Origin of the sequence: uncultured Phocaeicola sp. (genome assembly GCF_948499155.1) — a bacterium.
GTDB lineage: Bacteria > Bacteroidota > Bacteroidia > Bacteroidales > Bacteroidaceae > Phocaeicola > Phocaeicola faecalis.
Map to the genome: position 1 here is coordinate 67,939 of NZ_CAOOSE010000012.1, position 25,529 is coordinate 93,467.

At 42.4% G+C, this 25,529-nt stretch carries 17 protein-coding genes and 2 other RNA genes; 5 read left to right on the top strand and 14 right to left on the bottom strand.

The annotated features are described in order from the left end of the window. Positions 1-38: 38 nt before the first annotated feature. The 8 genes from QYT14_RS10520 to QYT14_RS10555 form a co-directional block, all read right to left on the bottom strand. Positions 39-1,934: a sodium:solute symporter family protein gene (locus QYT14_RS10520; protein WP_237039854.1), complete on the bottom strand. Its 1,896-nt coding sequence runs from the start codon at positions 1,932-1,934 to the stop codon at positions 39-41. Positions 1,935-1,978: 44 nt separating this feature from the next. Further along, a complete protein-coding gene (locus QYT14_RS10525; RefSeq protein ID WP_288325750.1) occupies positions 1,979-4,213 on the bottom strand; it encodes a glycoside hydrolase family 31 protein in 2,235 nt (744 codons plus the stop codon). Positions 4,214-4,223: 10 nt separating this feature from the next. Further along, complete coding sequence (locus QYT14_RS10530; RefSeq protein ID WP_288325749.1) at positions 4,224-5,783, bottom strand: DUF4874 domain-containing protein; 1,560 nt, start codon at positions 5,781-5,783, stop codon at positions 4,224-4,226. 34 nt (positions 5,784-5,817) lie between these two features. Next, positions 5,818-6,708: an endonuclease/exonuclease/phosphatase family protein gene (locus QYT14_RS10535; RefSeq protein WP_288325748.1), complete on the bottom strand. Its 891-nt coding sequence runs from the start codon at positions 6,706-6,708 to the stop codon at positions 5,818-5,820. Further along, positions 6,705-7,883 (bottom strand): glycosidase, encoded by a 1,179-nt coding sequence (locus QYT14_RS10540; RefSeq protein ID WP_288325747.1) that lies wholly within the window; start codon positions 7,881-7,883, stop codon positions 6,705-6,707. Before QYT14_RS10540 ends, QYT14_RS10535 begins: the two co-directional genes overlap by 4 nt. Before the next feature lie 177 nt (positions 7,884-8,060). Continuing rightward, positions 8,061-8,951 (bottom strand): AraC family transcriptional regulator, encoded by an 891-nt coding sequence (locus QYT14_RS10545; RefSeq protein WP_288325746.1) that lies wholly within the window; start codon positions 8,949-8,951, stop codon positions 8,061-8,063. Positions 8,952-8,991: 40 nt separating this feature from the next. Beyond that, positions 8,992-10,152 (bottom strand): lactonase family protein, encoded by a 1,161-nt coding sequence (locus QYT14_RS10550; protein WP_237039860.1) that lies wholly within the window; start codon positions 10,150-10,152, stop codon positions 8,992-8,994. Positions 10,153-10,244: 92 nt separating this feature from the next. Next, entirely contained in the window at positions 10,245-13,094 is a 2,850-nt protein-coding gene (locus tag QYT14_RS10555; protein WP_288325745.1) for a glycoside hydrolase family 3 N-terminal domain-containing protein, read from the bottom strand. A gap of 246 nt (positions 13,095-13,340) precedes the next feature. On the opposite strand from QYT14_RS10555, the gene ssrA (QYT14_RS10560) reads away from it, so the two are divergent. The 3 genes from ssrA (QYT14_RS10560) to QYT14_RS10570 all read left to right on the top strand — a co-directional run bounded on the left by ssrA (QYT14_RS10560) (position 13,341) and on the right by QYT14_RS10570 (position 15,635). Continuing rightward, positions 13,341-13,737: a transfer-messenger RNA gene (ssrA, locus tag QYT14_RS10560) on the top strand. 210 nt (positions 13,738-13,947) lie between these two features. Further along, positions 13,948-14,345, top strand: a transfer-messenger RNA (tmRNA) gene (gene ssrA, locus QYT14_RS10565). A gap of 99 nt (positions 14,346-14,444) precedes the next feature. After that, positions 14,445-15,635, top strand: a complete 1,191-nt coding sequence (locus tag QYT14_RS10570) for a hypothetical protein (RefSeq protein ID WP_182423601.1) — start codon at positions 14,445-14,447, stop codon at positions 15,633-15,635. 70 nt (positions 15,636-15,705) lie between these two features. Here the strand turns inward: QYT14_RS10570 and mobV are convergent, their stop codons facing one another. From mobV to QYT14_RS10600, 6 genes are all read right to left on the bottom strand, one after another. Then, a complete protein-coding gene (gene mobV / locus QYT14_RS10575) occupies positions 15,706-17,052 on the bottom strand; it encodes a MobV family relaxase (RefSeq protein ID WP_234242684.1) in 1,347 nt (448 codons plus the stop codon). Positions 17,053-17,239: 187 nt separating this feature from the next. Further along, on the bottom strand, positions 17,240-18,217 hold the full coding sequence (locus tag QYT14_RS10580; RefSeq protein ID WP_279187246.1) for a toprim domain-containing protein: 978 nt from the start codon (positions 18,215-18,217) through the stop codon (positions 17,240-17,242). Between the two features lie 203 nt (positions 18,218-18,420). Then, complete coding sequence (locus QYT14_RS10585; protein WP_118220821.1) at positions 18,421-19,494, bottom strand: AAA family ATPase; 1,074 nt, start codon at positions 19,492-19,494, stop codon at positions 18,421-18,423. 11 nt (positions 19,495-19,505) lie between these two features. Beyond that, positions 19,506-19,814 carry a DUF3853 family protein gene (locus QYT14_RS10590; protein WP_082788004.1) on the bottom strand — a complete coding sequence of 103 codons (309 nt, stop codon included), beginning with the start codon at positions 19,812-19,814 and terminating at the stop codon, positions 19,506-19,508. A 219-nt stretch (positions 19,815-20,033) separates the two neighbouring features. Next, positions 20,034-21,071: a hypothetical protein gene (locus QYT14_RS10595; protein ID WP_182423602.1), complete on the bottom strand. Its 1,038-nt coding sequence runs from the start codon at positions 21,069-21,071 to the stop codon at positions 20,034-20,036. 1 nt (position 21,072) lies between these two features. Next, a complete protein-coding gene (locus QYT14_RS10600) occupies positions 21,073-22,362 on the bottom strand; it encodes a site-specific integrase (RefSeq protein ID WP_118221114.1) in 1,290 nt (429 codons plus the stop codon). 1,307 nt (positions 22,363-23,669) lie between these two features. On the opposite strand from QYT14_RS10600, the gene QYT14_RS10605 reads away from it, so the two are divergent. Further along, positions 23,670-24,041: a hypothetical protein gene (locus QYT14_RS10605; RefSeq protein WP_288325744.1), complete on the top strand. Its 372-nt coding sequence runs from the start codon at positions 23,670-23,672 to the stop codon at positions 24,039-24,041. A 4-nt stretch (positions 24,042-24,045) separates the two neighbouring features. Next, positions 24,046-25,254 carry a site-specific integrase gene (locus QYT14_RS10610; RefSeq protein WP_237039863.1) on the top strand — a complete coding sequence of 403 codons (1,209 nt, stop codon included), beginning with the start codon at positions 24,046-24,048 and terminating at the stop codon, positions 25,252-25,254. The last annotated feature ends 275 nt before the right edge of the window (positions 25,255-25,529 follow it).

The window sequence follows — 25,529 nt, forward strand, 5'->3', positions numbered from 1 at the left end:
GGGGCGGAATGTTCGCCCCTATTTCTATATAAATGATATCAATTACCTTCTTTGTCGAATCCTATCTCTTTCATCAACCTATTATATTCTTCTTCCTCACGACACAACGGCTTATACCACGTATATTTCAGTATAACGGTTGTCGCAATTAATATCAGGACGGATACGATAAAACCCAGATTTCCGCGCACCACCAGATACATCGGAACAATAGTCAGACAACATTGCCACACAATACCAACAGTCACATTAAATGCGTCACGCTTAAAGTTCTTATTACGCGTCACTTGCGGATAACGTGCTATCGCCTTATCGCTAACCGGTTTCCACCATCCCCACGGGCGTACACGAATATAGAAATTAATCAATGTATCTTCATCTGTCGGAGGAGCGGAATAAGTACCGGCAATACATCCTATCAGCGAAATGCCGAACAAGACAGGGAAGAAATATAGAACCAATCCGTCAGGAACAGTGAATTTCATGATAATAGCGGCAACCACACCTGCCGTCATGCCCCAGAAATAACCTTCCCCATTAAAACGCCACCAATGCCATTTCAATACATTGGCAGCAATATAACCGCCAAACAGAGCTCCTACAATCCACTGGAATATCTCATTGATATCTTTCAGGAAGAAACCCATAACCGTACTGATAATAACAACCAGAACAGAGATTAAGTAACTGGCACGAATCTGTGTCTTGACAGGAGCTTTGGGATTGATATACTTCAGATAAATATCATTCACCACATAAGCCGGAGCCGCATTGACTGTAGATGCGAAAGTAGACATGAACGCTGACAGCAGACCCGCCAATAACAATCCGGCCAGCCCTACCGGTACATACTTCGTTATCAAATGAGGCAAAATGGTTTCAAAATCCGTATTCGTCGCTGTCATCTGCGCCAAGCCACCGTCTACTTTAAAGAAATAAATTGCCAACAAAGCAAATCCCATAATCATCAAATAACGTGGTATCAGCAAAATAACCGGTACGGAACCACTCATCATAGCTGCCTCTTTCGGTGACTTACATGAAAGTATCTTCTGCATATCATAGTTAGGTGCAGGGCCTGCCATACTCATAAAGATTCCTTTCAGCAATGCCATCATCACAAAGATACCCATCAGGCTATAAGGTTCATTAGCCATTCGTTCTGTCAGCAAATTCATCCGTTCGCTCCAGTCAATATCAAGCGCCCAACCGAAAAACGGTGAATCCCATCCTCTGGGAACAAATTCTTGAATCATTTCGGGAGCCACCATATTCATGCCGATAATAGCAATGATGACACCTGCCACTGTCATAATCATAAACTGAACAACATCTGTCCACACAATACTGAGCATGCCACCCAACATCACATAAAAAGTAGCAATTGCCGTAAAGAAAATACCATAGAAATGAGGAACATACTGCAACGGAATATCAAAAGGTACATATTGTGAGACCACCTCCCATGGGAAGAATATCTCCATAAACTTACCGATACCGATAAAACCGTAACTCAGGAAACCCAACACGCTCAGCAAAGCGAAAACAATCACAATAGTATGCGACAAAGTAGCTCCTTTTCCATGTCCGAAACGGGTTTTAATCCATTCGGCACCTGTCAGCACATTACTTCGGCGCAACCATACAGAAAGATACACCATCAGGAATATCTGGTTGAACACCGGCCATAACCAAGGAATCCATAAACTCTTGAAGCCATAAGCAAAGGCCCAATAGACCATCAGCATGGTTCCGGTAATATCGAACATACCCGAAGCATTGGAAAGTCCGAGCATATAAAACGGAAGGGACTTGCCTCCCAAGAAATACGAATCCATATTCTTTGCCGCTTTCTTCTTCAGGAATAGCCCGATAAGGACTATGATAATCAGATAAGCGCAAATAATCAGGATGTCAACAACATGTAATTTCATATATTATTTACTTTAAGATTTTTCTTGTTTAAGCAATTCAATGGTCAGCCAATCTGCACTTCCACCTTCTTCCGTATGTCACCCGGCTTGACAGAAACCACTATACCACCTATCGTTTTATCAAAAGTGGCTTTTACCGATTTGCCGTTCACTTTTACTTTTGTTCCTGCTGGAATTCCCGGCAATTCAATACGATAAGCTCTTTTTTGAGGCTGGCCTTCGTATGAGCCCTTTGCCGGATGAATAGTAACAAAAGTCTGTTCTCCTTCTTTACGATAGTTCATTAATGTAGAGGCTGATTCCCCTTGCTGATAGGCTGTCGTAATTCCATCATCTTCATACAAGGTATAAGAGTGATTACAGCCGTCGTTGCCCGGATAACAACGGACAATCAACTCGGTAAGAGGAGTCGAACACATACGTTCTGTATAAGGCTGCATAGGCAATGGGTAGCCCCCCTTCACAAATAAAGGGAATTCGTCCAACGGACTTTCTACCGTCACCGTTCGGCCCCCTTGATATGCTTTCCCTGTGAAGAAATGATACCAGTTTTCCTCCCCCGGCAGCCACACCTCTTGCGAGACCAGCTTCTGTTCTCCTTCTCCCGGCATTGTTACCGGTGCTCCCAGCAATAAATCGCCGAATAGGAATTCACCCGGACATTGATATGCTTTCTCATCCGACGGGTATTCCAGATATAATCCTCTATTGAGTGGAATCATATCTTCATAACACTGATGGACAGAAGAATAAATATACGGCATCAACTGCGAACGAAGATGATAGATGCGTTTCATGGCTTCCTCTTCCTTAGCCCCCCACAACCAAGGGCGACGATCAAGCTTCTCATCATATACCGAATGGATACGGAGAGATGAATTCAATAAACCGAATTGTGTCCAACGAGTATAAAGCTCCGCATTGTCTCCTCCATAAAATCCGCCCAGGTCATGAGCCCAGAAAAAGCAACCGGCATTGCCGCTTGTTGTAGTCAAATCAATTTCAAAACGAAGCAAATCCCAATTGGCCACAGCATCACCTGAGAATTGGATAGGATGCCGATGGTCTCCCCAACCTGCCCAACGGCTAAAGCCGGCGCCACGAAGATTATTACGGGCAGAATAATCATAATAGATTTTATTCAACCATGGCAAATGTCTCATCGATGTACCTCTGACGTATGGATAAAGATAATCCTGCTGCCAGTCCAACCACCAAAAAGCAACACCCATTGTATCGCTCTCTTGGTGAGCATGCTTCATAAATGCTTTCATATATTCCGGATTCCCGGCATCAAACAGAGGAACTCCGTTTGTCAGAGTATCAGTTCCCAAATCACGGATAAACATAGGATAGGCATCATCGTGCGGACGTAATCCATCGTGCGGATGCTCGTTCAGCACCACATATACATGGTCGTCTTTCAAATCCTGTATCAGTTTGGCTGGTTCTTTTATCAGTTCCCGATTCCAACTATACCCTGTCCATCCTCTGGTTCCTGCATGCCCTGTGCCGACGGTAGCATTCTGAGTATGCCATCCCATATCAAAAACCATTATATCCAATGGGAAATCATGTTCTTTATATTCACGCACCAACTGACGATAATCGTCATCCGTATAATTCCACCAACGGCAATACCACGAACCGTGCACATATTTACGCGGCATAGGTGCCGGGCCACTGACAGCACGAAGAGAACGTAAAGCCGATTTATAATCGTTTCCATAAACGAACAAATATAAATCCTGTACATGTTCTTCATCGCGTGCACTCACCCAACCGTCACGCAACACCTCTTTGCCTGTATCATTTATCAGATACCAACCGTCACGACTTAACAAACCTTCCTGACGATCTACCGGACCATCCACTTCATCCAAGGTCGTAAGGGCTCCCAGCAGATTTCCACTTTGTCTGCTGGCTATATACCAATGTTTCTCTTTAGCTTCTTCACCATTCTTAAAATAAACATGCAAATTGGTTTGTCCAAACGGAAATCCGTCCGCATAGTATTCAATCCGCATCACCGGAGTAGACAATACATAATGGCCTTTTGATTTCTCCTCTACTTTCACGTCTTTACACTCCGTCGAACGGTCAATGGCAAACAAAGTGGGATCATCTAAGAAATGGCCATTCTGCGCATATTCCATACGCACCAATTGGTCGGTAATGAATGTAAAACGGCTATTGCCGATAATAACCGGATTAGCCCAAAGCGTCCGGCCGGAAAAGAAAAAAACGAATAAGAATAATAACTTATAAAAATGCTTCATAATAGTATATTTACGGCTTTATCTGTATCGTTGCCAATACATTCACCCCATATCTCCCATCCTTTGAAATCCACCAGTCTACATCACCATTGGCACATCGAATAGCATAACGAGGATTATACTTCAATCGCTCCGACACATCAGGTAACCATAACCCCAAGCGATAAATTCCCGGAGAAACAGGTACCTTTCCTGCAAATAAGATTGAGTGAGCCAAAGGAGTATAAGCTGTATCTCCAGGCTGATATGGCTGGCAGTCGGAAGAGCTGAATGATGCCGGCAATTCCGTTATCTCTTCCTTTTCGTCAATCAATACAAAACAAGCAGGACGTTCACTGCTGAAACCGGCAAATCCACGATTAATAAATTCCAAATTTAAAGTCAATGCTTCTCCATTCCTTATGGTTTGCGGCATTTCCAGTTTCTGCAATTCGATACGATATCCCAAGTGGTCACGAATATAGTCAAAAATACTACGTAAAACCAATGTTCCATCCTTTTTTTGAAAATAATGGTCTGATACCGGCATGTGATATTTTCTCAAAGAGTCCGCATTTATCATACTTTTCTTCCACACAACCATCGAATATTCAGGAGCATTTGCCTCATCAAACATCCGGTTGGAATGCTGTTCCTTATAATTATGAATAACACTCAAAGAAGTATAATGCTGAAGGAAGAATCGGCGCGCAGCTCCCATACCATCAATAATCCATCCGGCAGATGGGCTGTCAGGGTCACATCCGGCACTCCAAAAGCCCCATGGCAATTCACCGTCTACAACCAAATAAGGCGATTCTCTTACAATCTGTTCAAAATTGGACGTGCCTTCATGCATATCTCCATCCCAACGATCAGGCTTGATAACGATAAAGTCATCATGAAAAGAAATACGTTTATACAATTCCGGTTTACCTTTCAGAAGATTCTTAAATTCGGGAAGTCTCACCTGTATGTTCTTCTCTGCAGGTACCACTTCCAACAACTTTTCCAATATGGCAACCTTTGCCGTGTCGGAATGCTCCAGACCATGAATAGAACTGTGCCATTCTCCCCATGCACCGATAACACCCGCCTGAACGACCAGAATCAAATCTTTATTCTTATGCAGAAATGGTTTCAACTGTTCAAGATGCGCCAATGCTTCTTCCAATGTAGGCCCCACCGGTTCCTGACGCACAAAATCTTTTTCATAAGCAAAACGCAAGACAGCTTTCTTCCCCAATTGTTGCAGCCTGTCAAAATATGCCTGCATCGTTTGAAACTCTGTATCCGATAGCTTTTTATCGGTCAGATAGGTCAAATAAAAATAACTTTGCGAAAGTGATACACTATCTGAAGCATACTTCAACGACAAAGTATCCAGTTGCAAGGTAGGGCTCTCTTTTTGAGTAGCAAGATCGACAGCTGTTTCCAAGCGAAACCCACGTTCGGGATTATACAGTCCCTCGCTGCCATCCGCATCATCCACGGCAATGCCCCGATAATAAACTACTTTCTCACTATCAGTACAACTGCATACACTTGCCAAACCAAACACAAACAATAAACAATATCTTAGATATCTCATATTCATATCTTCATTCTCCTTTCCACCGTTTTTTTCATTTCTCTAGAATCACACTGACCGGATAATGATCTGAAATCCCTTCATTCTCTATTCCATTATGCACGGCAGCACTTTTACATTTCTCCATCAATGAGGGAGAAAGCAATATATAATCCAACCGTTCACGGCGTTGCGGCAAACGCTTGTCGTCCCACTGCCAATCATAAAGAAAAGCAGCCGGAAAACTCATACGTGCACTTGCCGGATGCACCATCCGTCCTATCGCATCTTCCATGCCCGCTGCAAGGAAAGTCGAAATGACAGAGAAGTCATATCGCCCTTCCCTCAAATTACGATATTTCTTTTGTGACATATCCCAGCATTGCATATTTACCAGCAATGTATCATGGCCGGCTATCTCATCGGCATCCAACGGAGAATGAGCATTCAAATCACCCGCTACATAATAATCCTTCAAATGATTTCTATGGATATAATCCACGATTTGTTGCGCCTCATTCAAGCGGTATTTCCACTCAAAAGGACTGAGATGAGTAGCAATGACATCAACACCGGCAGTTTTAACATGCATCATCCCATGCCAAAAGCCTTCTACTTGTTTCTTAATCACTTCTATCGGTTGCTTGGAAAGTACTCCGACAGGATATCCCTCTTCTTTCACCATGGCAGCATACGGATACCCGCATACCTGCCCCAATGTTTTCAAATCCTTTTCCTTAAACCCAACCAGTTCTGTCAACACAAATATGTCAGCAGCCTGTTTTTGAGTCCATTCGATAAAACGTGCACGCCTCAACGAGTCTCCTTCAAAACCATTCCAAATATTATAAGAAATTAGTTTCATTTGTTGTCCGGTCTGTCCCCACATAGAAAGAGCAGAGCAAGGAAGCAGCATCAAGAGTATTAATCCTAAAAGCTTTTTCATTTATTCAAATATGTTTCGTTTTTATCAATCAAATCATTAATCGCAGCTACGGATGTTGCCGAACGCAATCCGTCTGCCGGTGTGTGCATACAGTAATCTACCAGTTTATCGATAGTAGAAGTAGCCACATGCATACGAGTATCACTGGATGCATAATAGATATATACGGTACCATCCTCATCCGCAATCCAACCATTAGAGAATAACACATTGGATACATCTCCCACTCTTTCGCTGCCCAATGGAGCCAAGAAATAGCCTGCCGGTTCTGCTATTAACTTCCAAGGTTCGTCCAATGCCGTCATATAAAGGTAAAGCACATAGCGTAATCCGGCAGCACAGGCACGCACCCCATGTGCCAAATGCAACCATCCGGCAGGTGTTTTGACAGGATGTGGTCCCTCACCATTCTTCACCTCTTTTATTGTATGATAATGACGATGATTTATAATGATTTCTTCTTTCACCTCCGCCTGAGTCATATCATCTATAAGTGCCCAGCCGATGCCTCCTCCGTTGCCCGCATTAATAAAATCGTCTTGCGGACGAGTGTAGAGTGCATATTTCCCATTAACAAACTCAGGATGAAGCACTACGTTCCGTTGCTGACTGCCAGACTTCAAATCCGGCAGACGTTCCCAGTCCACCAAATTCCTGGTACGGACAATACCCGCTTTTGCTACCGCCGACGAGAGATCACCGGCCGGCGCACTGTCATCATGGCGTTCACTGCAAAATATTCCATATATCCAACCGTCTTCGTGGGCAGTAAGACGCATATCATATACGTTTGTTTCTGCAGGATTAATATCAGGCAATGTGATAGGACGCTTCCAGAAGCGAAAATTATCAATGCCATTCGGACTCTCTGCTACAGCAAAAAAAGATTTCCGGTCTGCACCTTCCACACGGACAACCAACACATATTTACCATTCCATTTAATGGCCCCACTATTCATGGTTGCGTTAAAACTGATACGCTCCATACAGTATGGATTGGTATCAGGATTAAAATCATAGCGCCACTCCAACGGTATATGTTCCCGCGTAACTATCGGATATGTATAACGACGGACAATGCCATTCGTTTCTTCCACCGGAAAGTTCAACCGCTGCAACAATACTTCATGCTGTTGCTGTAACAAAGCTATTTTCTGTTCAAAATCTGCATTCATATACCTATATTTATCATGTATTAATAATTATTCTATGCACTTATTTAGTGCCGCTGCAAATTTCTCAATTAATAAAGTACAAACCTAATAGAATCCAAGCATTAAATGATGAAATCTTATCAATCCGGTGACAAAGACAGAAAGCAGAAGAACAGTCCATAGCTATCCAAGGAAAAACTAAACAATGGTTTTACTCTTACGGTAATTGCTTCGAAATTCGCTGGGCGTAGTACCCTTCTTCTTTTTAAAGATACGATTAAAATTAGAAAGGTTATTGAAACCACACTTATAACCAATCTCGGCTATGGAATCCGCTGAGTCGACCAATGCTCGCGAGGCGGCCCCCAATCGTATATCAGTAAGGAAATCAATAAAACTTCGGGAAGTATGTTGCTTAATAAAACGACAAAAAGACGCTTCACTCATATTAACCATCTCTGCCACATCCGGCAAACGAATAGTCTCGGCATAATGCCTGTTTATATAATCTATTATCTTATTCAGTTTATGGTTATTGTCTCCTTCCTGCCGGGTATCTGTCATAAACAAGCGACTGGCAAGTTCACGCATCCCCCTATCTAAAGAAAGCTCATGAAAGATTATCAACAACTTGATAAGTGAATAAAAACTGTCATTTTCGCAGGTCAGTAGTTTCAGCATAGGGCGTACCTTTATTACGGCCTCACGACTAAAGGCAACGCCTTTCTCGGCACGCCGAAACAATTGCCTCACACTGACCATCTGATTCTTGTTCAGAAAACTCTCTTCCAACAAATCCGGGTGAAACTGAATTGTTATTTCATGTATATGTTGTGACCGATTATGGTGATCCATCCAGGCATGCTCCAACCGAGGATTGGCAATAAGCACCAACTCCTCTTCTTCAATATCTTCAATAGAATCGCCTACAATGCGTTGCGCCCCCTTTGCATTCTCAATATAATTAAGCTCGTATTCGGGATGAACATGGACAGGAAAATTAAAATTCGATTTCTGCCTTTCTATCAATATAAAACAATCTTTGGACGAAAGCGGAGACACTTCCTTAAATAAATCTGTGTTAATCATAAGCCGGCATCATTAGAAATAAGTCTTCTCAGATAACAGTTCAATAAGAGAACTTCAGACACACCGGTCTGGAAGTTTCTATCTTTTCTCCGGTATCGGTCAACAAGCCTGTTTCCTTATCAATCTCAAATATCTGAATCAGGTTACTATCCCTGCAAGCTACCAATAAATAACGGCCATTAGGCGTAATGATAAAGTTACGCGGATGAATACCTGTCAATTCATAACCAATTTTTGTCAATGTTCCTTTATCACCGTCCACAGAAAAAATAGCAATACCATCTGCTTTCAAGCGGTTGGAAGCATACAGAAACTTACCATCGGGAGTGATATGAATATCACCGCTACCTTTTGCCCCAACCGTATCGGCTGCTATGTACTGAATAGCATCCAATTTGCCCTTATGATAAGAGAAGGCCGTTACTTTACCTGATATCTCATTAATAAGATAAGCAAATTTTTGATTGGGATGGAAACAAATGTGGCGGGGACCTGAACCGGGTTCCACCTTTACCTGGGTTGACTCCCCTTCATTCAACAGAGAATGAGAAACACCATCGGAAACAGATTCACTCACCGGGAACACATGAATTTGATCTGTACCCAAATCATCCGCCAACAGATATTTGTGATCGGGAGTAAATTCCACACAGTGCAAATGAGGCTGAGACTGTCTTTCTTTATCCGGACCATCACCGACAAAAGAAATCAGACGACTGTCCGGTTCCAACCTGCCTTCCTTATTTAATGGAAAAACAGTGATACTTCCTCCCATGTAATTAGCCGTCAGCACAAAGTTTCCGGAAGGGCTCAGCGTAATATAACAAGGTGCTCCGCCATTGGTGGGCTGAGAATTAAGCAATGTCAGTTTACCATCCTCCTTATTGAACATGATGGCATTTGCTGTAGAACTCTTTCCATTATCCTCGCCTACGGCATACAGTCTTTCACCATCCGCGGACGGGGTGAGATAAGAAGGATTCGAAATTCCTTCCAAGCCACTGATATAAGTTGCCTTCCCGGTATCTTCACTAAACTGATAAACTTTGATGCCTTCTTCCTCCGGTGTAGCATAACTGCCTACAAACAAGAACATCTTATCACTATCTTCATCTACTGTAACTACACTCTTCTGTTGCTTTGAAGTGCAAGCACCCAACAACAAACCACTCATACACAATGCCAATATTTTTTTATTCATAATATATTTATATAGATTAGGGAGCACATAACGCGCTCCCAAATATACTCACTTCTTGGCAAAATACATGCTATAACGGCCCAAATTCTTTATTATTCTTTTTTTAATTGGTTGATTTTCACTTCGGCTACCCCCAATCCATCCGAATTCAAGAGAATGCGCAAGTCGCTTGCTGTAGTACCTTTGAAAGCATAAGAAACCCATTCATCGAACTTAGACACACTACCCGAATATACAGTCAGGAATTGTCCTCCACCGCTCGACAATTGAATCTCAAAATCAGCCTCACCGCCATTCTCTTTCTTCCAAACGATAGACAGACCATCTATTTTTGCACCGTTCTCTAAAGCAAAAGTAATATAGTCTCCCTTGTTCCCTTGCCAGCAAGTCTTCAGATTATTATCGAGCGTCATGCCCACATTTTGCATTTCAGTACTGGCAGAAATGGCATTTTCCTTACCGTTTCCTGTTTCAGACAACACACCATTCATACCATATTCCATCACCATGAACTTATCACTCAAACGAATATCCTCTGAAGAAGCTCCGGCCATAACTTTAAATTCACCCGGTTCCACCACCCAATCATTTTTCACATTCAGCAACTCCATATCTTTACGGTCGAGTATAAAACGGACTTCCTTGGTCTCGCCCGGCTTCAGATGAAGACGCTCGAAACCGACCAGATTCTTTTCGCAAGTGGTCAGAGAACTGACAACATCCCTTAAATAGAGCTGTACAACTTCATCTCCTTCACGTTTGCCGGTGTTAGTAACTTTACATGTGACAGTCACTTTCTGATTTGGTGTAATTACTTTCGGACTCACTTGCAAATCGGAATATTCAAAAGTCGTATAACTCAGTCCGTAACCAAATGGATACAAAGGACCGTTTACACGAGACATATTTCCAGACATTCCCGGATTCTTCCCGCCATCAATTTGCGAAGAAGGTTTAGCCGGGAAATTTAACGGAATCTGTCCTACACTCTTCGGAAAGGTAACAGTCAGCTTTCCACCCGGATTATAGTCTCCAAACAAAACATCGGCAACAGCAATACCTCCCTTTGAGCCCGGATACCATGCCTCCAGAATGGCAGGAACAAATTTATCCGCCCAATTGATAGACAGCGGACGCCCATTGACTAACACCAACACGACCGGTTTTCCGGTAGCATATACAGCCTTCAATAAATCAAGCTGGCGTCCCGGCAACTCAAGACTACTCCTCGACTTATTCTCACCACAAGTACGTTGCCCGCCTCCAAGCACCACGACAGCCACATCCGCCTGATTGACATTAGCTACCGCTTTATCTATTTCATTCTTTTCCTGCTCTGTCAAAGGATAATCAATCAATTCGGATTCAGGCCAATTATCATCCACCAATTCACAACCTTTAGCATATAGAACCTCCGCCTTATCTTTCACCTTATTCTTAATACCTTGCAACACAGTAACCACATCTACAGCCAAAGGGCCATAATGACTCAAGGCATAACTGCTTTCATCCGCATTAGGGCCACATACAGCTATTTTCTTTATTTCCGAAAGGTTCAACGGCAACGTATTCTGCTCATTTTTCAACAACACCAGCGACTCTCTAGACGACTGAAGAGCCACTTCCAGGTTTTCTTTCTTCTCCACCTCTTTATCAGCGCCCTCCAAATCGGTTTGATACGGTTCGTCAAACAATCCGACCAAGAACTTGACACGAAGAATATCCCGTACACGGTTGTCAATCACTTCTTCACTCAACCCTCCTTCTTCAACAAGTTCACGCAACGGCAACACATACGAGTCTGGCGAACGAAAAGTGCAACGAACATTCAATCCGGCCTCCACACTCTGACGGACAGCCTCTTTCATATCCTTTGCCGTTCCATGTTTGGTATACAAATATTCCACGGCATCGCTGTCCGAAACAACATACCCCATAAATCCCCATTCACCGCGTAAACGAGTAGTAAGCCAATAATAGCTGCTTTGCACAGGGAAACCGTCATAATCATTATAAGAGCTCATCACCCCTAACAGACCGGCCTCCTTTATCACTCTTTTAAACGGATAAACATGAATCATCTCCACCTCACGGGGAGACATTTGCGGGTCAACACGCGCCATACCCTCACGCGCACCTTTATTATTACTATAAGCAATGAAATGTTTACCGGTGGCAGCTACCTGATAATTATATTGCATACCCTTCACCATCTCGATACCCAGTTCGGCAACAAGATAAGGACTCTCTCCATACACCTCCTCATAACGTCCCCAACGCTGGTCGCGCCCTACATCCAAAATAGGAGCATATACATTAGTATAGCCCAACATACGCCCCTCACGTCCGGTTATCCTGCCCACTTTATAAATTAAATTACGGTTCCAGGTATGTCCCAATCCAAGTTGTGTCGGGAAGTTCGTGGCACGATAACTCTCCACCCCCCGAATACCTTCATTGGTAAAGTCAACCGGAATGCCAAGACGAGTATCTTCAACAAAAAAACGCTGCACTTCATTCAATGCCCATGCATGCCGGGAAGCCGGCCACACATTCTCATTATCCGAAGGAGGAAGCCCCCATTGCTGAAAACCATTCAGGTGTTCGTCAATGGCTCCCATCCCATCTTTCCATAACATATTCTTCCATTCGGAAGTGGGAAGCGCATCCTTCAACACCCTTTTATAACCATAGAGCGTCACCATCTGACAAGTCTTCTCTTCCATATTCATTTGTCCGAGAAGATCTTCAATACGGTCTTCAATTTTGGCATTTGGGTTTTCGTAAACATCCATCACACCATTCTTATTAAAATCAATCCATCCTTTATGGTACATAGATTTCTTGACAGGCTGATAGACTTTCGGTATTTTAGTCGTTGTCTGCGCCGGAAGCATCGTAGAACTTCCCAACAAAGCAAGAACAAGAAACAAGTTCTTCATAATATTTAGATTATTAGATTAAACAGTCATTATTTGTCGAGGTAAAGATAAAGAAAACAGTTCAAACGATAGAGCAAAATTGTCCATAAGGCCGCTCATTTTTGTACAATAACGCTTATAAACGTATATTTGAACCAGATTCACAGAAAAATTGATTAACACGGATATTTATAATAATTGCAAAGAAATGACCTATAATCGGGAAAGAATTATTATCTTTGCGGCATCTATCATAGATACCAGTTCGGGCTTGACTGGATTTGACAGCGAGTTGGAGTGGTATGTAAGCATGCAGTGCGTCGGTGATTGGCACTATAATCTCAGTTATCAAAATTTTATCTGGCAACGAAAATTACGCTCTCGCTGCTTAATCGAAGTATAGTAGATTAACTTTATTTCTGCCATAGTGGTAGAAACGAGATGTCACTCAAAAGCTCTTGTTCCGAAGCGTTTGATAAAGTGGCACAGCAAATTCGGGAATAGTTTGAGACTTTCCTCGCGTCTCTCACGAAATTTTAGAGGATAAGGTATAGATTGGTGGCTTCGGTCTTGTCTATACACGAAAATTTAGGCGAAGATAAGCATGTAGAAAGCGTATGGCTTCCTCGTTTGGACGAGGGTTCGACTCCCTCCAGCTCCACAATTAATACTGATAATCAGATTGTTATAATGACTGCACCCAACATTACACCCTGTTTGGGAAACTGATAGTCTGATTATCATTATTTATATCAAAGGCAATCAGCTTCTCTTAAATAAATTAACTTTTGTGATAGCGTATGATATTTTATTTAAATATTCATCGTTTTGTTTGTTCTTTCAAAAATGAATATTTATATTTGACACATCATTAGGGCTTGACTGGAATTGACAGCGAGTTGGAATGGTATGTAAGCATGCAGTGGGTCGGTAATTTCCACTTAAATCTCAGTTATCAAAATTTTATCTGGCAACGAAAATTATGCTCTCGCTGCTTAATTGAAGTATAGTAGATTAGCTTTATTTCTACCAAAGTGGTAGAAACGAGATGTCACTCAAAAGCTCTTGTTCCGAAGCGTTTGATAAAGTGGCACAGCAAATTCGGGAATAGTTTGGGTTTCTCCTCGTGACTCTTACGAAATTTTAGAGGATAAGGCATAGGTTGGTGGCTTTGGTCTTGCTTATGCTCGAAAACCTTAGGCAAAGATAAGCATGTAGAAAGCATATGGTTTTCTCGTTTGGACGGGAGTTCGATTCTCCCCAGGTCCACATTGTAATAAATGGGTTATTAGACTAGCATAAATAAGGGGTGTTTCCCATCAAAAATGTTAGTAAAATAACTTTTTGTTTAATTATTTAAATTGTATTATTATGAAAAAGATTTTGTTCTTAAGCGCATTTCTATTGTTGGTATTAGGATTTGGATCTTGTTCAAATACTGATTTGGATTCTTCAATAAATGAGACGAATCAATCTGTAGTGAATAATGCAAATGATGTGATTAATAATCTTGAATCTTCATTTGAAACTCACACGAGAGCGAACGGAGTGCAATCGGTGTACCCTGATTATTATTGTGGAAGCTATTTAAAAGATGGTGTCTTGATTGTAAAAGTAAAAGGTATAATTTTAGAAGAATATGAAAAAGACTTGACACAAAGGTGTAAAAGTGAAAATTTCATTATAGAAGAGGGCACTACCACAATGAATGAGCTTCTCTCAGTTAGAGATATAATTAACAGCCGAGATGAAATGGGGGGATGGAAAGTATTAGGTATATCTGGTTGTGGTATAGATCCTAAAGAAGGAAAAGTAGTTGTTATGTTAGAGGATTTGTCCGAAGCTAGTATAAACAAATTTAAGAAAGAGGTAATAGATTCACCATTAGTGAAGTTTTGGCAACTGACTTTTACTGAGACTGAAGGCTCTTTGGATAACAATGTTGAAGCAACCCCTTTTTCTATAACTCCGACAGCTATGATACCAGGAGAGGGATTCTATTCTGCTCAAGGTGGAGGAACTGTTGGATATCGATGCGTTTATAAAACAAAACCGTGTATTGTAACTGCAGGTCATACAGTTAAAGCTGTTGGTAATAAAATGCTGGATAATCAAGATTATAAAACAGAATTGGGTTCGTGTGTTGAATGTGATGCTACAGGATATGATTTAGCTGTCTGTACTCTTGCTAGCAATGTTAGTTCTTCTAATACTTTTGATTATAATAATGCTACTATTACTATAGTGGATGGAACTTTTGATAATGTAAAGAAGGATAATATGGTTGCCTTTAAAGGTTTTTATCATAGAGGTCCTGGCAAGATTATTGTGGAAAAAACAAAAATTCCCGGAAGAACCTTTACTGAATTTGCAGTCGCAACATATGATTCACAGTCAGGAGATAGCGGTGGCTTAGTGTTTAGTCCAAGTACGAAAAGAGCTGTTGGTATCCATGTGGCTACAGGCAATGTGACAGTTGATGGTGTGTCACAAAAAGGTGCTGTATTTCTGCCTTGTTCTGCTATTAAGTGGAAATATGGTACATTACCTAAGAATAACTAAATAGGAAAAATTAATAAAAATAAAGAGCGTAAAACTTATTAGGGTATTATGCTCTTTATTTTTTCACAAGTTATAACTTCAGTCCCTTCTTGGGCATATTCTCTTTTCTCAGTATACTACTTGTGGTCAGTTTCTCTTTGAGTTCTTGGAACTTCATCTTGAACCATTCCAGTATCGGCATACCGTCAATGCACAGTCTGAATTTCCCGGTCTGTTGCGGATTTCTCTCTATGGTTGCCGTTGAATGTTCCGTCTTGAACTCCTTTCCATGCTCCCTTGAATAGAGCTTTCCTCTGAACCCTACGGGCTTGAAACATACGAGCTGCCTTGTCATTTCCTCCGTAAATCCCATTTCCCTGCATTGGTCGGCTATGGGTAGCAGTTCCTTGACGTGAGGGAAATAGGTGTCTATCCGTTTCAGCCTTTCATCATACTGCATGGTCTCTTGTTGGTGCGCCCTGTAAATCTTGTTAATTTCGCTGCAATGGCGGTGTTCCATGTTTTTCTGTTCCGCCTGTTCAACCTTTACCCGTTCCTGCAAATCGGCAATGTCCTGCTTCAACTGACCGTTTTCCGCTTCCAACCTCTTGACCTTGCTGCCGCCCAAAAGAGAACTGACACCGTCCGCTATGGCTGTCGTTGCGTTCACAGCAGCACTCTTCATCTTCTGTGTGTTGATTTCCCCTTTCACCTGCTTCAACTTTTTCTGCGCTTCCTCTTCCAGTTGTAACAGGTTGCCTATGTTCTCCTGCAGGCTGCCTTGCTGCTCTATCAATTCCTTGTAGTATTGCGCTGTTGAAATGTGCCTTGCCTCCGAACCGTCCACACCTCTTTTCAGTCCGTACTTGCCCATAGCTTCCGCATAGGTGTCTTGGAAACGCTTCAAGTTCTTTTGTGTCATCACGTCATCGACACAGAGCCTTGTCGCTTGTGGATTCTTCTTGCGGTATTTCTTCTTTCCGTCCTGCTGTTCCAGCTTGGCTTTCCTGCGTTCCCCCGTCACTATTGGTATAACAGTTGCGTGCAGGTGCGGTGTCTGCTCGTCCATATGCAGGACTGCCGAAACCACATTGTCCTTTCCGAAAGTCTCACGCAGCCATTTCAGGTTGTCGTCGCACCAGTTGCCGAGTGCCCCGTCCGCTTCCATCCGTTTCATATCCTCGTTGGTTCCGGTCAGCAATACACGGATAGCCCTTACCTGGTTGTCGGCTATTTTCCGTTTGATACCTGCGTTTCCTATCCGATGGGCTATCGCCTCGGTACGGTTGTTCACTCCTTCGGGGAACTGTACCAGTTCCCGATTCAGATGCGTACGGGTTTCATCCGCATTTTTCGGATGGCTCGTGCGCTCTATGTGTGCCGACATCTTGCTGTCCGCACCCTTTGCTTTTTCCAAATGCAAAACTGCATATCCCATATCTCTGTTCTGTTTTTAGGTTGATAATTCCACTTGCCCTGCTGTCATGCCGCATGGCTCACGGGGTTTCCAAAGGGGTGCAACCCCTATGGCTCATTGGGGCATTTTTAGCGATGCCTTGCATTGCGTGTAGAAAATGCCCTAATGAGCTATGGCTTTTTCAAAAAGCCGTTCGGACAACATACGCCTACATTCTGAATCTCCTGCCTTTCTTCATGGTCGGTTCTTGCTCCTGCTGCTCGGATGGTCGGTCTTGCTTGCCCTGTTGTGGCAAATCCAAACCCTGCTCCTGTCTCTTTCCGCACAGGTAGTCGTTCAAGTCCGCATACCCCCGATATTCGTGTGAGAAGTCACGCACACGGCAGGAGTATTCCCTTTCGATTTCCCGTGTCGCTTTCCACCCGGCATGGTCGTTGTCAAGCAGGCAATGGATGCGCTCGTACGGATATAGCACGTCAAGGGCTTTCGTCACATTGGCGGTGGAGTTGAGTATGACATAATCCTGCCCGTCAAGGTTGGGCATGGTCGGGCAGTTCCTCATGCGCAGTGTGAGGAACGAAAGATAGTCCATCATGCCCTCGAATACCAAACATTTCTCCCTTGGCTCTCCCTGTTGCCGTATGTGGGTGATGTCTTTCGGTGCGATGCAGCCTTTGAAAAAAGAGTTGCGCACCTCGTAGCCGCCAGCCACATTCGGGAAGCCGATGGCGAAGTAAGGTTTGCCGTTGTGCGTGAAGTGGAGTTCCTTGCATTCTCTTTTTGCCAGTTCGATATTGATACCTCGCCCTTGCAGGTAACGGAGTAACGCAGGATGGACAAGGTCACGGACTTCCAACTGTTGGAAGCTCGGCTGTGAAGAGGACTGCTGCCCAAAAGAGAAAGACACGGGGCGTATATGGGACGCTTGCTCCGCTATCTTTTCCAAAAGGCAATGCAAATCATCGGAAGCGTAAAGTTCCTGCGCCAGTGCAATGATATTGCCGCCCTTGCCTGCGCCAAAATCGTACCAGAGGTTCAGTTCCGTGTTCACCTTGAAAGACGGTTCGCTCTCCTGTCTGAAAGGCGACTTGTACCAAAGATTGCCGCCCTGTTGTTTTACGGGGCTGTACCCCAAACTGTACAGATAGTCGGAAATGCGTATCTGCTTTACATCGGTTATTGTCATTCGTTTTTTGTTTTTGGATGAATATGTTTTTTTTCTTTTCGCCCGTATATCTTTACAGAGTACGGTCTGTAATCGCTTTACTTTACTGCCGTATATATAGGGTACGGTAATAAAGTAAAGTGCTTTGTCGGTGTTTCGAACCGCTTCGCTTTATTCCCAATATATAGGCACTGGGAATAAAGTAAAGTGGTTTTGGTACGCGGCTAATAGTGGAAATCGGGCATGAACCTGTACTTCTTCCCGTTCTCCTGCACTATCATCCGCTTGTTTTTCAATGTGGTAATCAGACTGACCACCTTGTTGTCACTAAGCGGCACACCGACAGAGGCATAGGCACTTTTCAAGGCTTCCGCAAGTTCTTGATAGCCGTATTCGTCTTTCAGCGTGAAAGCCGCTTCCAAGGCAATGCGGTGCTGATGTTCGGTGATGTCCCGATAAGCATCGAACTTCTCTTTTTTCGGTCTGCCCGGCTCTTTCTTCTGAAACTTGTACCCGTCCAGCAATTCGGGCAACGCCTCTTCATTGATGCGGAAAGCGAACGCCTCGAAGTCCATTGCCCGGATATGTGCCGCCCGTACCGTGCTTACATCCGTATCCTTTTCGTCCTTTTCCACGAGCAGCACGGTTTCCGCCTTGTTGTTCAATTCCGTACCGATATGCCCCCTTGCGTTTTCGTCCGCCTTGTTCTGGTGCAGGATGGTATGGATATGTATCTGCCTTTCGTCCGTCCACTGCATTAGCTTTGAAATGATGCAGGTCGCCTCGCTCGGGCTGTTGATGTCATACACCATGTCCCTAATGCCGTCAATGACCACCAGCCCGATGTTATCGGTACGGTAGATTGCCTGCTCCACAATGGCGATGCGTTCTTCGGGCGTGTGCTTGCGTAGCGCAAGGAATTCCAGATTCTCATTGTCCCTGTCGGTTGGAAGTCCTGCCATACGAAGGATGCGCCTTGCCACTTTCAGACAATGGTAGGGGCTTTGCTCGGTGTCCACATAAAGTATTTTACGTTTGTCTTCGGGTAGTGTTGCAGCATACTGCAACACAATCCCGTTTGTCAGTGCCGCCGCCACGATAGCGGAGACATTGAACGTCTTCTTGCTCTTGGCTTTCCCGATTGACGCGCTGAAGTTGCCCAGCGTGCCGATGACCGAATTATGCACTTTGAGTATTTCGGGGGCTTTCTCGTAGGTCTTCGAAAGGCTCAGCCGTGAGGCTTGCCAAAGTACCACCGCCTCTTCGGGCGTGATGGATTTTCTTTCTCTGTACTCCATAACGTCTCCTTTTATTTGCGTCCTCCGCTTTTGTGACCAGCCAGTTCAAGAGCCAGTTCAGCGTCAACAATGATTTTGCGCCCTATCTGCGTGATAGCCTTGCTTATCTTTCCGCTTTTCTTGATGCGGTTGGCAGTGGGCATGCTGCATCCGAACAAACGGGCTATGCCGCTTATTCCGTACACATATTTCTTGTCCGTATCGGTTACGGGCTGCGGTGTCCTTGCCTCGCTGTCCGTAGATGCGTGGCGGTTCAGGAAGATAAATTCCTCGCCTGTCATTTGCCATACAGGTTTCGATAAAAGTTCTTTTAGTTCCATAGGATGAAATTAACGTTTGTACTGCAAGCCCTGCGCACAGGCTTTTTTGTCTCGTTCGAACAGTGCAAAGTTAGCTTCGGGTATGGGTGGTAAGGATGTGGATAGCGTGAATTGAACATCACGCTATCTCACACTGTATCAGAAGATAAAGAAAAGTGGTAAATTAAATTTTGAGTGGTAAAAGTGGTTGTGTCGTGGAATATCGGAACGTATCATACGTTATCTGAACACGGTCTTCATTTTCTTGGCGAACTCTTGGTTCGTATCACTCGGAAAATCCGAAACGGGTTCTTTGTATTTGGATTTGTAGTAGCTTTCCTCTATTCCCAACAATTCCATGACAGTCTCTTTCCAGCTTTCCCTGTCCTGCTTGGGCAATGTTTCCCCCATAAGGAAGATGAGATAACAGACACGTGCCTTTTCCCTCGGTCTTATTTTCAGCTTGCTGCCGTTGGGCTGCAAATTCATGTTGGCGTAGAAGTCCGCTTCTGAAATATCCTCGAACTGCTTCCCGTTGCACATTTCATAAACGGCAGATATCAGCTTCATGGAAAAATATGCGGACAGGTTTTGGGGTGTGGTGTCGGGATTAGGGACTGTTGCAGAAACATCGGGAGCATCCGTTTCCTTTCTCTTTTGGTCGGTCATGTACTTTTCAAGTATAGCCAACAGGTTGCAGCCAAGTTCATACATATTCTTGAAACGGTTCTCTGAACATGACAGTGCTTCCTTTGTGGCTTGTTTCTTTTTGTCGTACAGTTCGTCCAGTTTCGCCTTTTCCTTTTCATATTCCCGTTTACACCGTTCGTATCTTCGGTTCAGCAGTTCTTCTTCCTGTCTGTCGTGCGCCCTGTACACCATTGCTTCCAGTGAGCCATTCGCTTCCATCAGTTCCTTGTTGTACTCCCTTGTCGTTTTCATCTGGTTATCAATGCTCCAGTCGAAGCGGTCTGCATGGTCACGGCTGATAAGCCAGGTGTCGATATTGTCAAGCCGGGGCTGGTTAGCGTTGTATATGGATATGTTGCTTTCTATTTCCCGTTTCAAGCTGTTCAGCAATAAGGAACGGTGTTCCGTACCCGTTTCAAGCACCATGCCGATAAGGGAAGTTTCAAACGCTTGTGTGTCCTCATGCTGCTTGTAGAAGTCGGAAATGAACTTCTGCTTTTCAAAAGAGAAACCTTTGCCGGACAGTATATCGGTGTACATTCTGTTAAGTTCTCCGTATTGGGGTATCATTGATGTTATTTCGTTCATGTTATAAGAGATTAAATTTGTTCATTGCATTAATTTTGATTTCATCCGCCACGTCAATATAGGGCTTCATGGCTTTATAGTCGCTGTGCCCCGTCCATTTCATTACTACCTGTACAGGAATACCAAGAGCCAAGGCATTACAAATAAATGTCCGTCTGCCTGTATGGGTACATAGCAGAGCATATTTGGGTGTTACTTCATCTATTCGCTCGTTTCCTTTGTAATAGGTTTCCCGTACTGGTTCATCTATTTCTGCCAATTCTCCTAATTCTTTCAAATACTCGTTCATCTTTTGATTGCTTACCACTGGCAGTGCCTTATCGTTTTTGAATGGAATATTTTTGTATTTTTCAAGTATAGCCTTACTGTGGTCGTTCAACTCAATAATAAGGCTGTCTGCCGTTTTGATGGTAGTAACTTCTATGTGTTCATCTTTAACGTCACTACGTTTCAAATTATATACATCTGAATGGCGTAATCCTGTGAAACAACAGAACAGTAGTACGTCTCTGACCCTTTCAAGATACTGTTTGGTGGCAGGGATTTGGCAAGCTCTGATTTTATCCATTTCGCTTCGGGTAAGGAATATTACTTTTTTCGGGGCACTTTTCATCTTGGGCATGAATTTGTCATAAGCCATATTTTGATGATACCCTTTTCGGTTAGCCCAACGCAAAAACCATTTCAGAAACTTGATTTGCTTGGCTATGGAAGTGTTGCGCATATCCTTGTCGCTTCGCAAGTAGTCAATATACTCATTGAAGTGCTTTTCCGTCCAGCTATCAAATGTCGTGCTTGGGTCAAAAGTGGCAATATGCTTTTTTACCGTGGCGAATTTTTTAAGAGTAGAGGACGACCAGTCGTTTTGCTTGCTACATTCTGCTACAAACTCATCGAAAATTTTCATGAAGTCCAATTCTGCTTTTGGCTTTTCTTCATGATTTTCTTTTTCCCCTTTCATTTTTAGGTTGAATACTTCCTTAATTTGTGCAGGGGTGGGCGTTACATCTTGTACCTCAAACTCTTTGAATACATTTTGTATTTCGGTGTATTGCCGCAATAATTCGGCATTGATTTCAGACGCACTTTGCTTTAGCTTATTAGTGCAACCGTTTCTAACTCGCTGCTTGTTCGCATCCCATTTTTCTATATCAATTCTATAGCCCGTTGTAAACTCTATGCGTTGGCTTGCAAAAATGACACGCATACGGATGGGGACATTTTGAGTAATGGGAACGCCATCTTTCTTACGGCTTTCCAATGCGAAAATGATGTTTCTCTTTATATTCATAAACTGGGTGTATTTGAAAAGTTGCACCCAAAAGTACACCCAAGAATTGATATATGCAATGATATTAAGAGATATTTAGATTAAAGGTGAAGAAATATAAGTATTTAATAATCTGATATTTGATAGGATTTGATATTTTATGAAAAGGTTCGAGAGACTCCCTCCAGGTCCACTAAAAAGTCTCTGAATTTCAGAGACTTTTTCTTTTTATAACTCCTCTCATTTATGGAAGTAGTCGAACATTCGGTCAATCCGAAACCCTGTGGGGCTGTTAAATTCAAGCAGATAGTTTACATCATCTAAGAATAAAGAATCATTTAGTTCTCCGAACAATTTCCGGAAGTGTTCTTAATGTATCAGTCTTTCCTATTAGAAAGTTAGAGGTGTTTATGCTCTCATGCTATGCATAACAGGTTAATTATAAACGACTTATGCCGTTAGAGTAAAAATACGTTCCATCACTTATACTCTCATGCTCTCACCACGTTTTGAAGCATATTTCTGCATAACACGCTTTCTGTCAGTTATATATCCTTTTTTATAGACTGTTCCAACTTGACATAAAACAAGGCGTTTTCAGACGTTTTCCTTGCAAAAAGTGCACGTAAAGGGTTTGTGCTTCCATGGAATATAACGACTGAGAAGTTTCGGCAGCGATAAAAAAGACCAAGACGTTTTTAAAAAAGCTCGTTGTCTTTTAAAAAAAGCTCCTATTCTTTTTTAAAAAGACCTTTATCTTTTTAAGAAAGCTCTTGCTTTTTCAGAAAAACACCCTTGTCTTTTGGGTGGACACTTCACACGTTAGTATGCATTGCGCTACACGTACGTTCGCATAGCCCTACACATACGTTCGCATAGCCCTACACGTACGTATGTGTGGCTCCATGCAGACGTACGTGTGATATCGCACAAATCAATCAATGCAAATCATAATACCCTTCACCGTTGTTTCAATAGCCAAAAGCAGAATCAATCATAATTATCATATCAATGCCATTTGCTTGATAATGTGCTGCATACACACTTTCTTTGTTATCGATAATTGGCCTATATACTAAGGCCACTGTATAAACCTATAAAAAAATCAAAACTATGACAACAAGAAAACACTTTAGCAAAGAACAATGAGAGGATTTGACGAGTACGGAAATATCCGAAAACCTGCAGTGATAATGAACGAATATAAACCAAATGGAAAGGAGGTAGTTATAATTGGTAAGATTAAAAAAAGAATAATTTAAAGGGTGTTGTAGAACCTCTGATTATATGAAACTATTCAAATATAGAAAATTTAAATTAATAAAATTATGAGACAGAAAGAATTCATAGAAAACATCTACGGACATTTGGAGAGAACCGAGCATAAAGTAAACGGTTTATTCATACCTCAATCGGCAAAAAACAATTCCGAAGTAAACAACAGTACTGACAAGGTTGTTTTTGCCATACAACAAGAAGCCCCCAAAACATCCAAACGACATTTTAATGGTGCTCGAATATTATTAAGCCGTAACACGGAAACTATAATTGAAAACAGGAAAAAGATAAAATCCTTGTTAAGAGCTATCCTCCATAAGAATATCAAAAGCGGAATCTATAACCAGACTGAAAAGAAACTGGATAACAAGGCAAAGGCTATCAAGAGAAAACCAACCCCAACAGATAAATATAAAAAGTAAGCGTATGGCAAGTTTGAAAATTAAATTCCGCCCTTCTACTGTAGAGGGCAGACAAGGAACAATATTCTATCAAGTGATTCATAATCGTGTAGTCCGTCAAATAAAGACGCACTACCAAATCTATGAGAGTGAATGGGACAGTAACTTGTCAGAGGTTGTAGTGTCTCGTTTTAATGAAACGAGAAAAGATTATTTATTTGAGATAAGAGAGAATATAGGAAATGACACACGAAAATTCCAACGAATCATAGCATCGCTGGAACAGCAGAGAAAGTCGTATACTTCGGATGATGTGGTATCGACATTCGTTTCCTTCAATCCCCAAAACTCTTTCTTCGGATTCATGGAGAAAGTCATTGCCAATTTAAAAAAGTTGGGTAAGATAAGAACTTCTGAAGCATATAACACCACACTCAACAGCTTTCGCCGTTTCCGCGAGGATAAGGACATCTTATTGGATAAAGTGGATTCCGATATGATGCTGGCATACGAAGCCTATCTGAAAACAAACGGAGTAAGTCCCAACAGTTCATCATTCTATATGCGCAATCTGAGAGCAGTCTACAATCGTGCGGTGGAAAAAGAGATAATATTGCAACGGTTTCCGTTCAAACATGTCTATACAGGCGTAGACAAGACTGTAAAGAGAGCCGTCTCATTAAGGGTTATCAAGCAGATTAAGGAAATGGATTTGTCACTCAATCCATCGGCAGACTTTGCAAGGGATATGTTTCTTTTTTCTTTCTACACTCGTGGAATGTCACTTGTAGATATGGCATACTTGCGAAAAAAAGACCTTGCCAACGGTATTCTTTCCTATCGTCGCCGAAAGACGGGACAGCAACTATTCATCAAGTGGGAGAAGCCGATGCAGAAGATTGTGGATAAATACGATACAGGAAACTCCATCTATCTACTTCCCATTATCAAACAAGGTTCAAAAATAGAGGAACGGGCACAGTATATTTATGCCGGACATAACATAAACCGAAACCTAAAAATTATCGGTCAGGAACTAGGACTTTCTATTCCCCTGACCCTATATTGCTCGCGCCACTCATGGGCGAGTATTGCCAAAAGCAAAAATATTCCTCTATCGGTTATCAGTGAAGGAATGGGACATGATTCAGAGGCTACTACCCGAATTTATCTCGACTCATTAGATAATATGGCGATAGATAAAGCTAACAGCCTGATATTGAAGTCTCTGTAAGAGAATAATTGTTGAGCAAATAAAATCTCTCTTTGTAAGAGATGTTTAATGATGCAAAAGTACGAAATATATTGCAAATAAGCCAATAAAATCAATAAAATAATTCTATGAACAAACAAATTTGTTATGCATGATGAAATAATTGTTGAGCAAACAAAATAAATACAGTAGAATAAAGTTCTTATTTCCAAGCAATTAATTCTGTATCGTTCACTCTTACAAAGAGAATATTTAATATTTTATATATCAAACGTTTGCAAAAATTGATTCAGGTA

Coding starts and splice junctions, on each gene's coding strand:
- QYT14_RS10550 (WP_237039860.1), bottom strand. CDS start 10,152: ATGAATAAAAAAATATTGGCATTGTGTATGAGTGGTTTGTTGTTGGGT.
- QYT14_RS10525 (WP_288325750.1), bottom strand. CDS start 4,213: ATGAAGCATTTTTATAAGTTATTATTCTTATTCGTTTTTTTCTTTTCC.
- QYT14_RS10555 (WP_288325745.1), bottom strand. CDS start 13,094: ATGAAGAACTTGTTTCTTGTTCTTGCTTTGTTGGGAAGTTCTACGATG.
- QYT14_RS10530 (WP_288325749.1), bottom strand. CDS start 5,783: ATGAGATATCTAAGATATTGTTTATTGTTTGTGTTTGGTTTGGCAAGT.
- mobV (WP_234242684.1), bottom strand. CDS start 17,052: ATGGGATATGCAGTTTTGCATTTGGAAAAAGCAAAGGGTGCGGACAGC.
- QYT14_RS10600 (WP_118221114.1), bottom strand. CDS start 22,362: ATGAATATAAAGAGAAACATCATTTTCGCATTGGAAAGCCGTAAGAAA.
- QYT14_RS10545 (WP_288325746.1), bottom strand. CDS start 8,951: ATGATTAACACAGATTTATTTAAGGAAGTGTCTCCGCTTTCGTCCAAA.
- QYT14_RS10535 (WP_288325748.1), bottom strand. CDS start 6,708: ATGAAAAAGCTTTTAGGATTAATACTCTTGATGCTGCTTCCTTGCTCT.
- QYT14_RS10610 (WP_237039863.1), top strand. CDS start 24,046: ATGGCAAGTTTGAAAATTAAATTCCGCCCTTCTACTGTAGAGGGCAGA.
- QYT14_RS10540 (WP_288325747.1), bottom strand. CDS start 7,883: ATGAATGCAGATTTTGAACAGAAAATAGCTTTGTTACAGCAACAGCAT.
- QYT14_RS10520 (WP_237039854.1), bottom strand. CDS start 1,934: ATGAAATTACATGTTGTTGACATCCTGATTATTTGCGCTTATCTGATT.
- QYT14_RS10595 (WP_182423602.1), bottom strand. CDS start 21,071: ATGAACGAAATAACATCAATGATACCCCAATACGGAGAACTTAACAGA.
- QYT14_RS10570 (WP_182423601.1), top strand. CDS start 14,445: ATGAAAAAGATTTTGTTCTTAAGCGCATTTCTATTGTTGGTATTAGGA.
- QYT14_RS10580 (WP_279187246.1), bottom strand. CDS start 18,217: ATGACAATAACCGATGTAAAGCAGATACGCATTTCCGACTATCTGTAC.
- QYT14_RS10590 (WP_082788004.1), bottom strand. CDS start 19,814: ATGGAACTAAAAGAACTTTTATCGAAACCTGTATGGCAAATGACAGGC.
- QYT14_RS10605 (WP_288325744.1), top strand. CDS start 23,670: ATGAGACAGAAAGAATTCATAGAAAACATCTACGGACATTTGGAGAGA.
- QYT14_RS10585 (WP_118220821.1), bottom strand. CDS start 19,494: ATGGAGTACAGAGAAAGAAAATCCATCACGCCCGAAGAGGCGGTGGTA.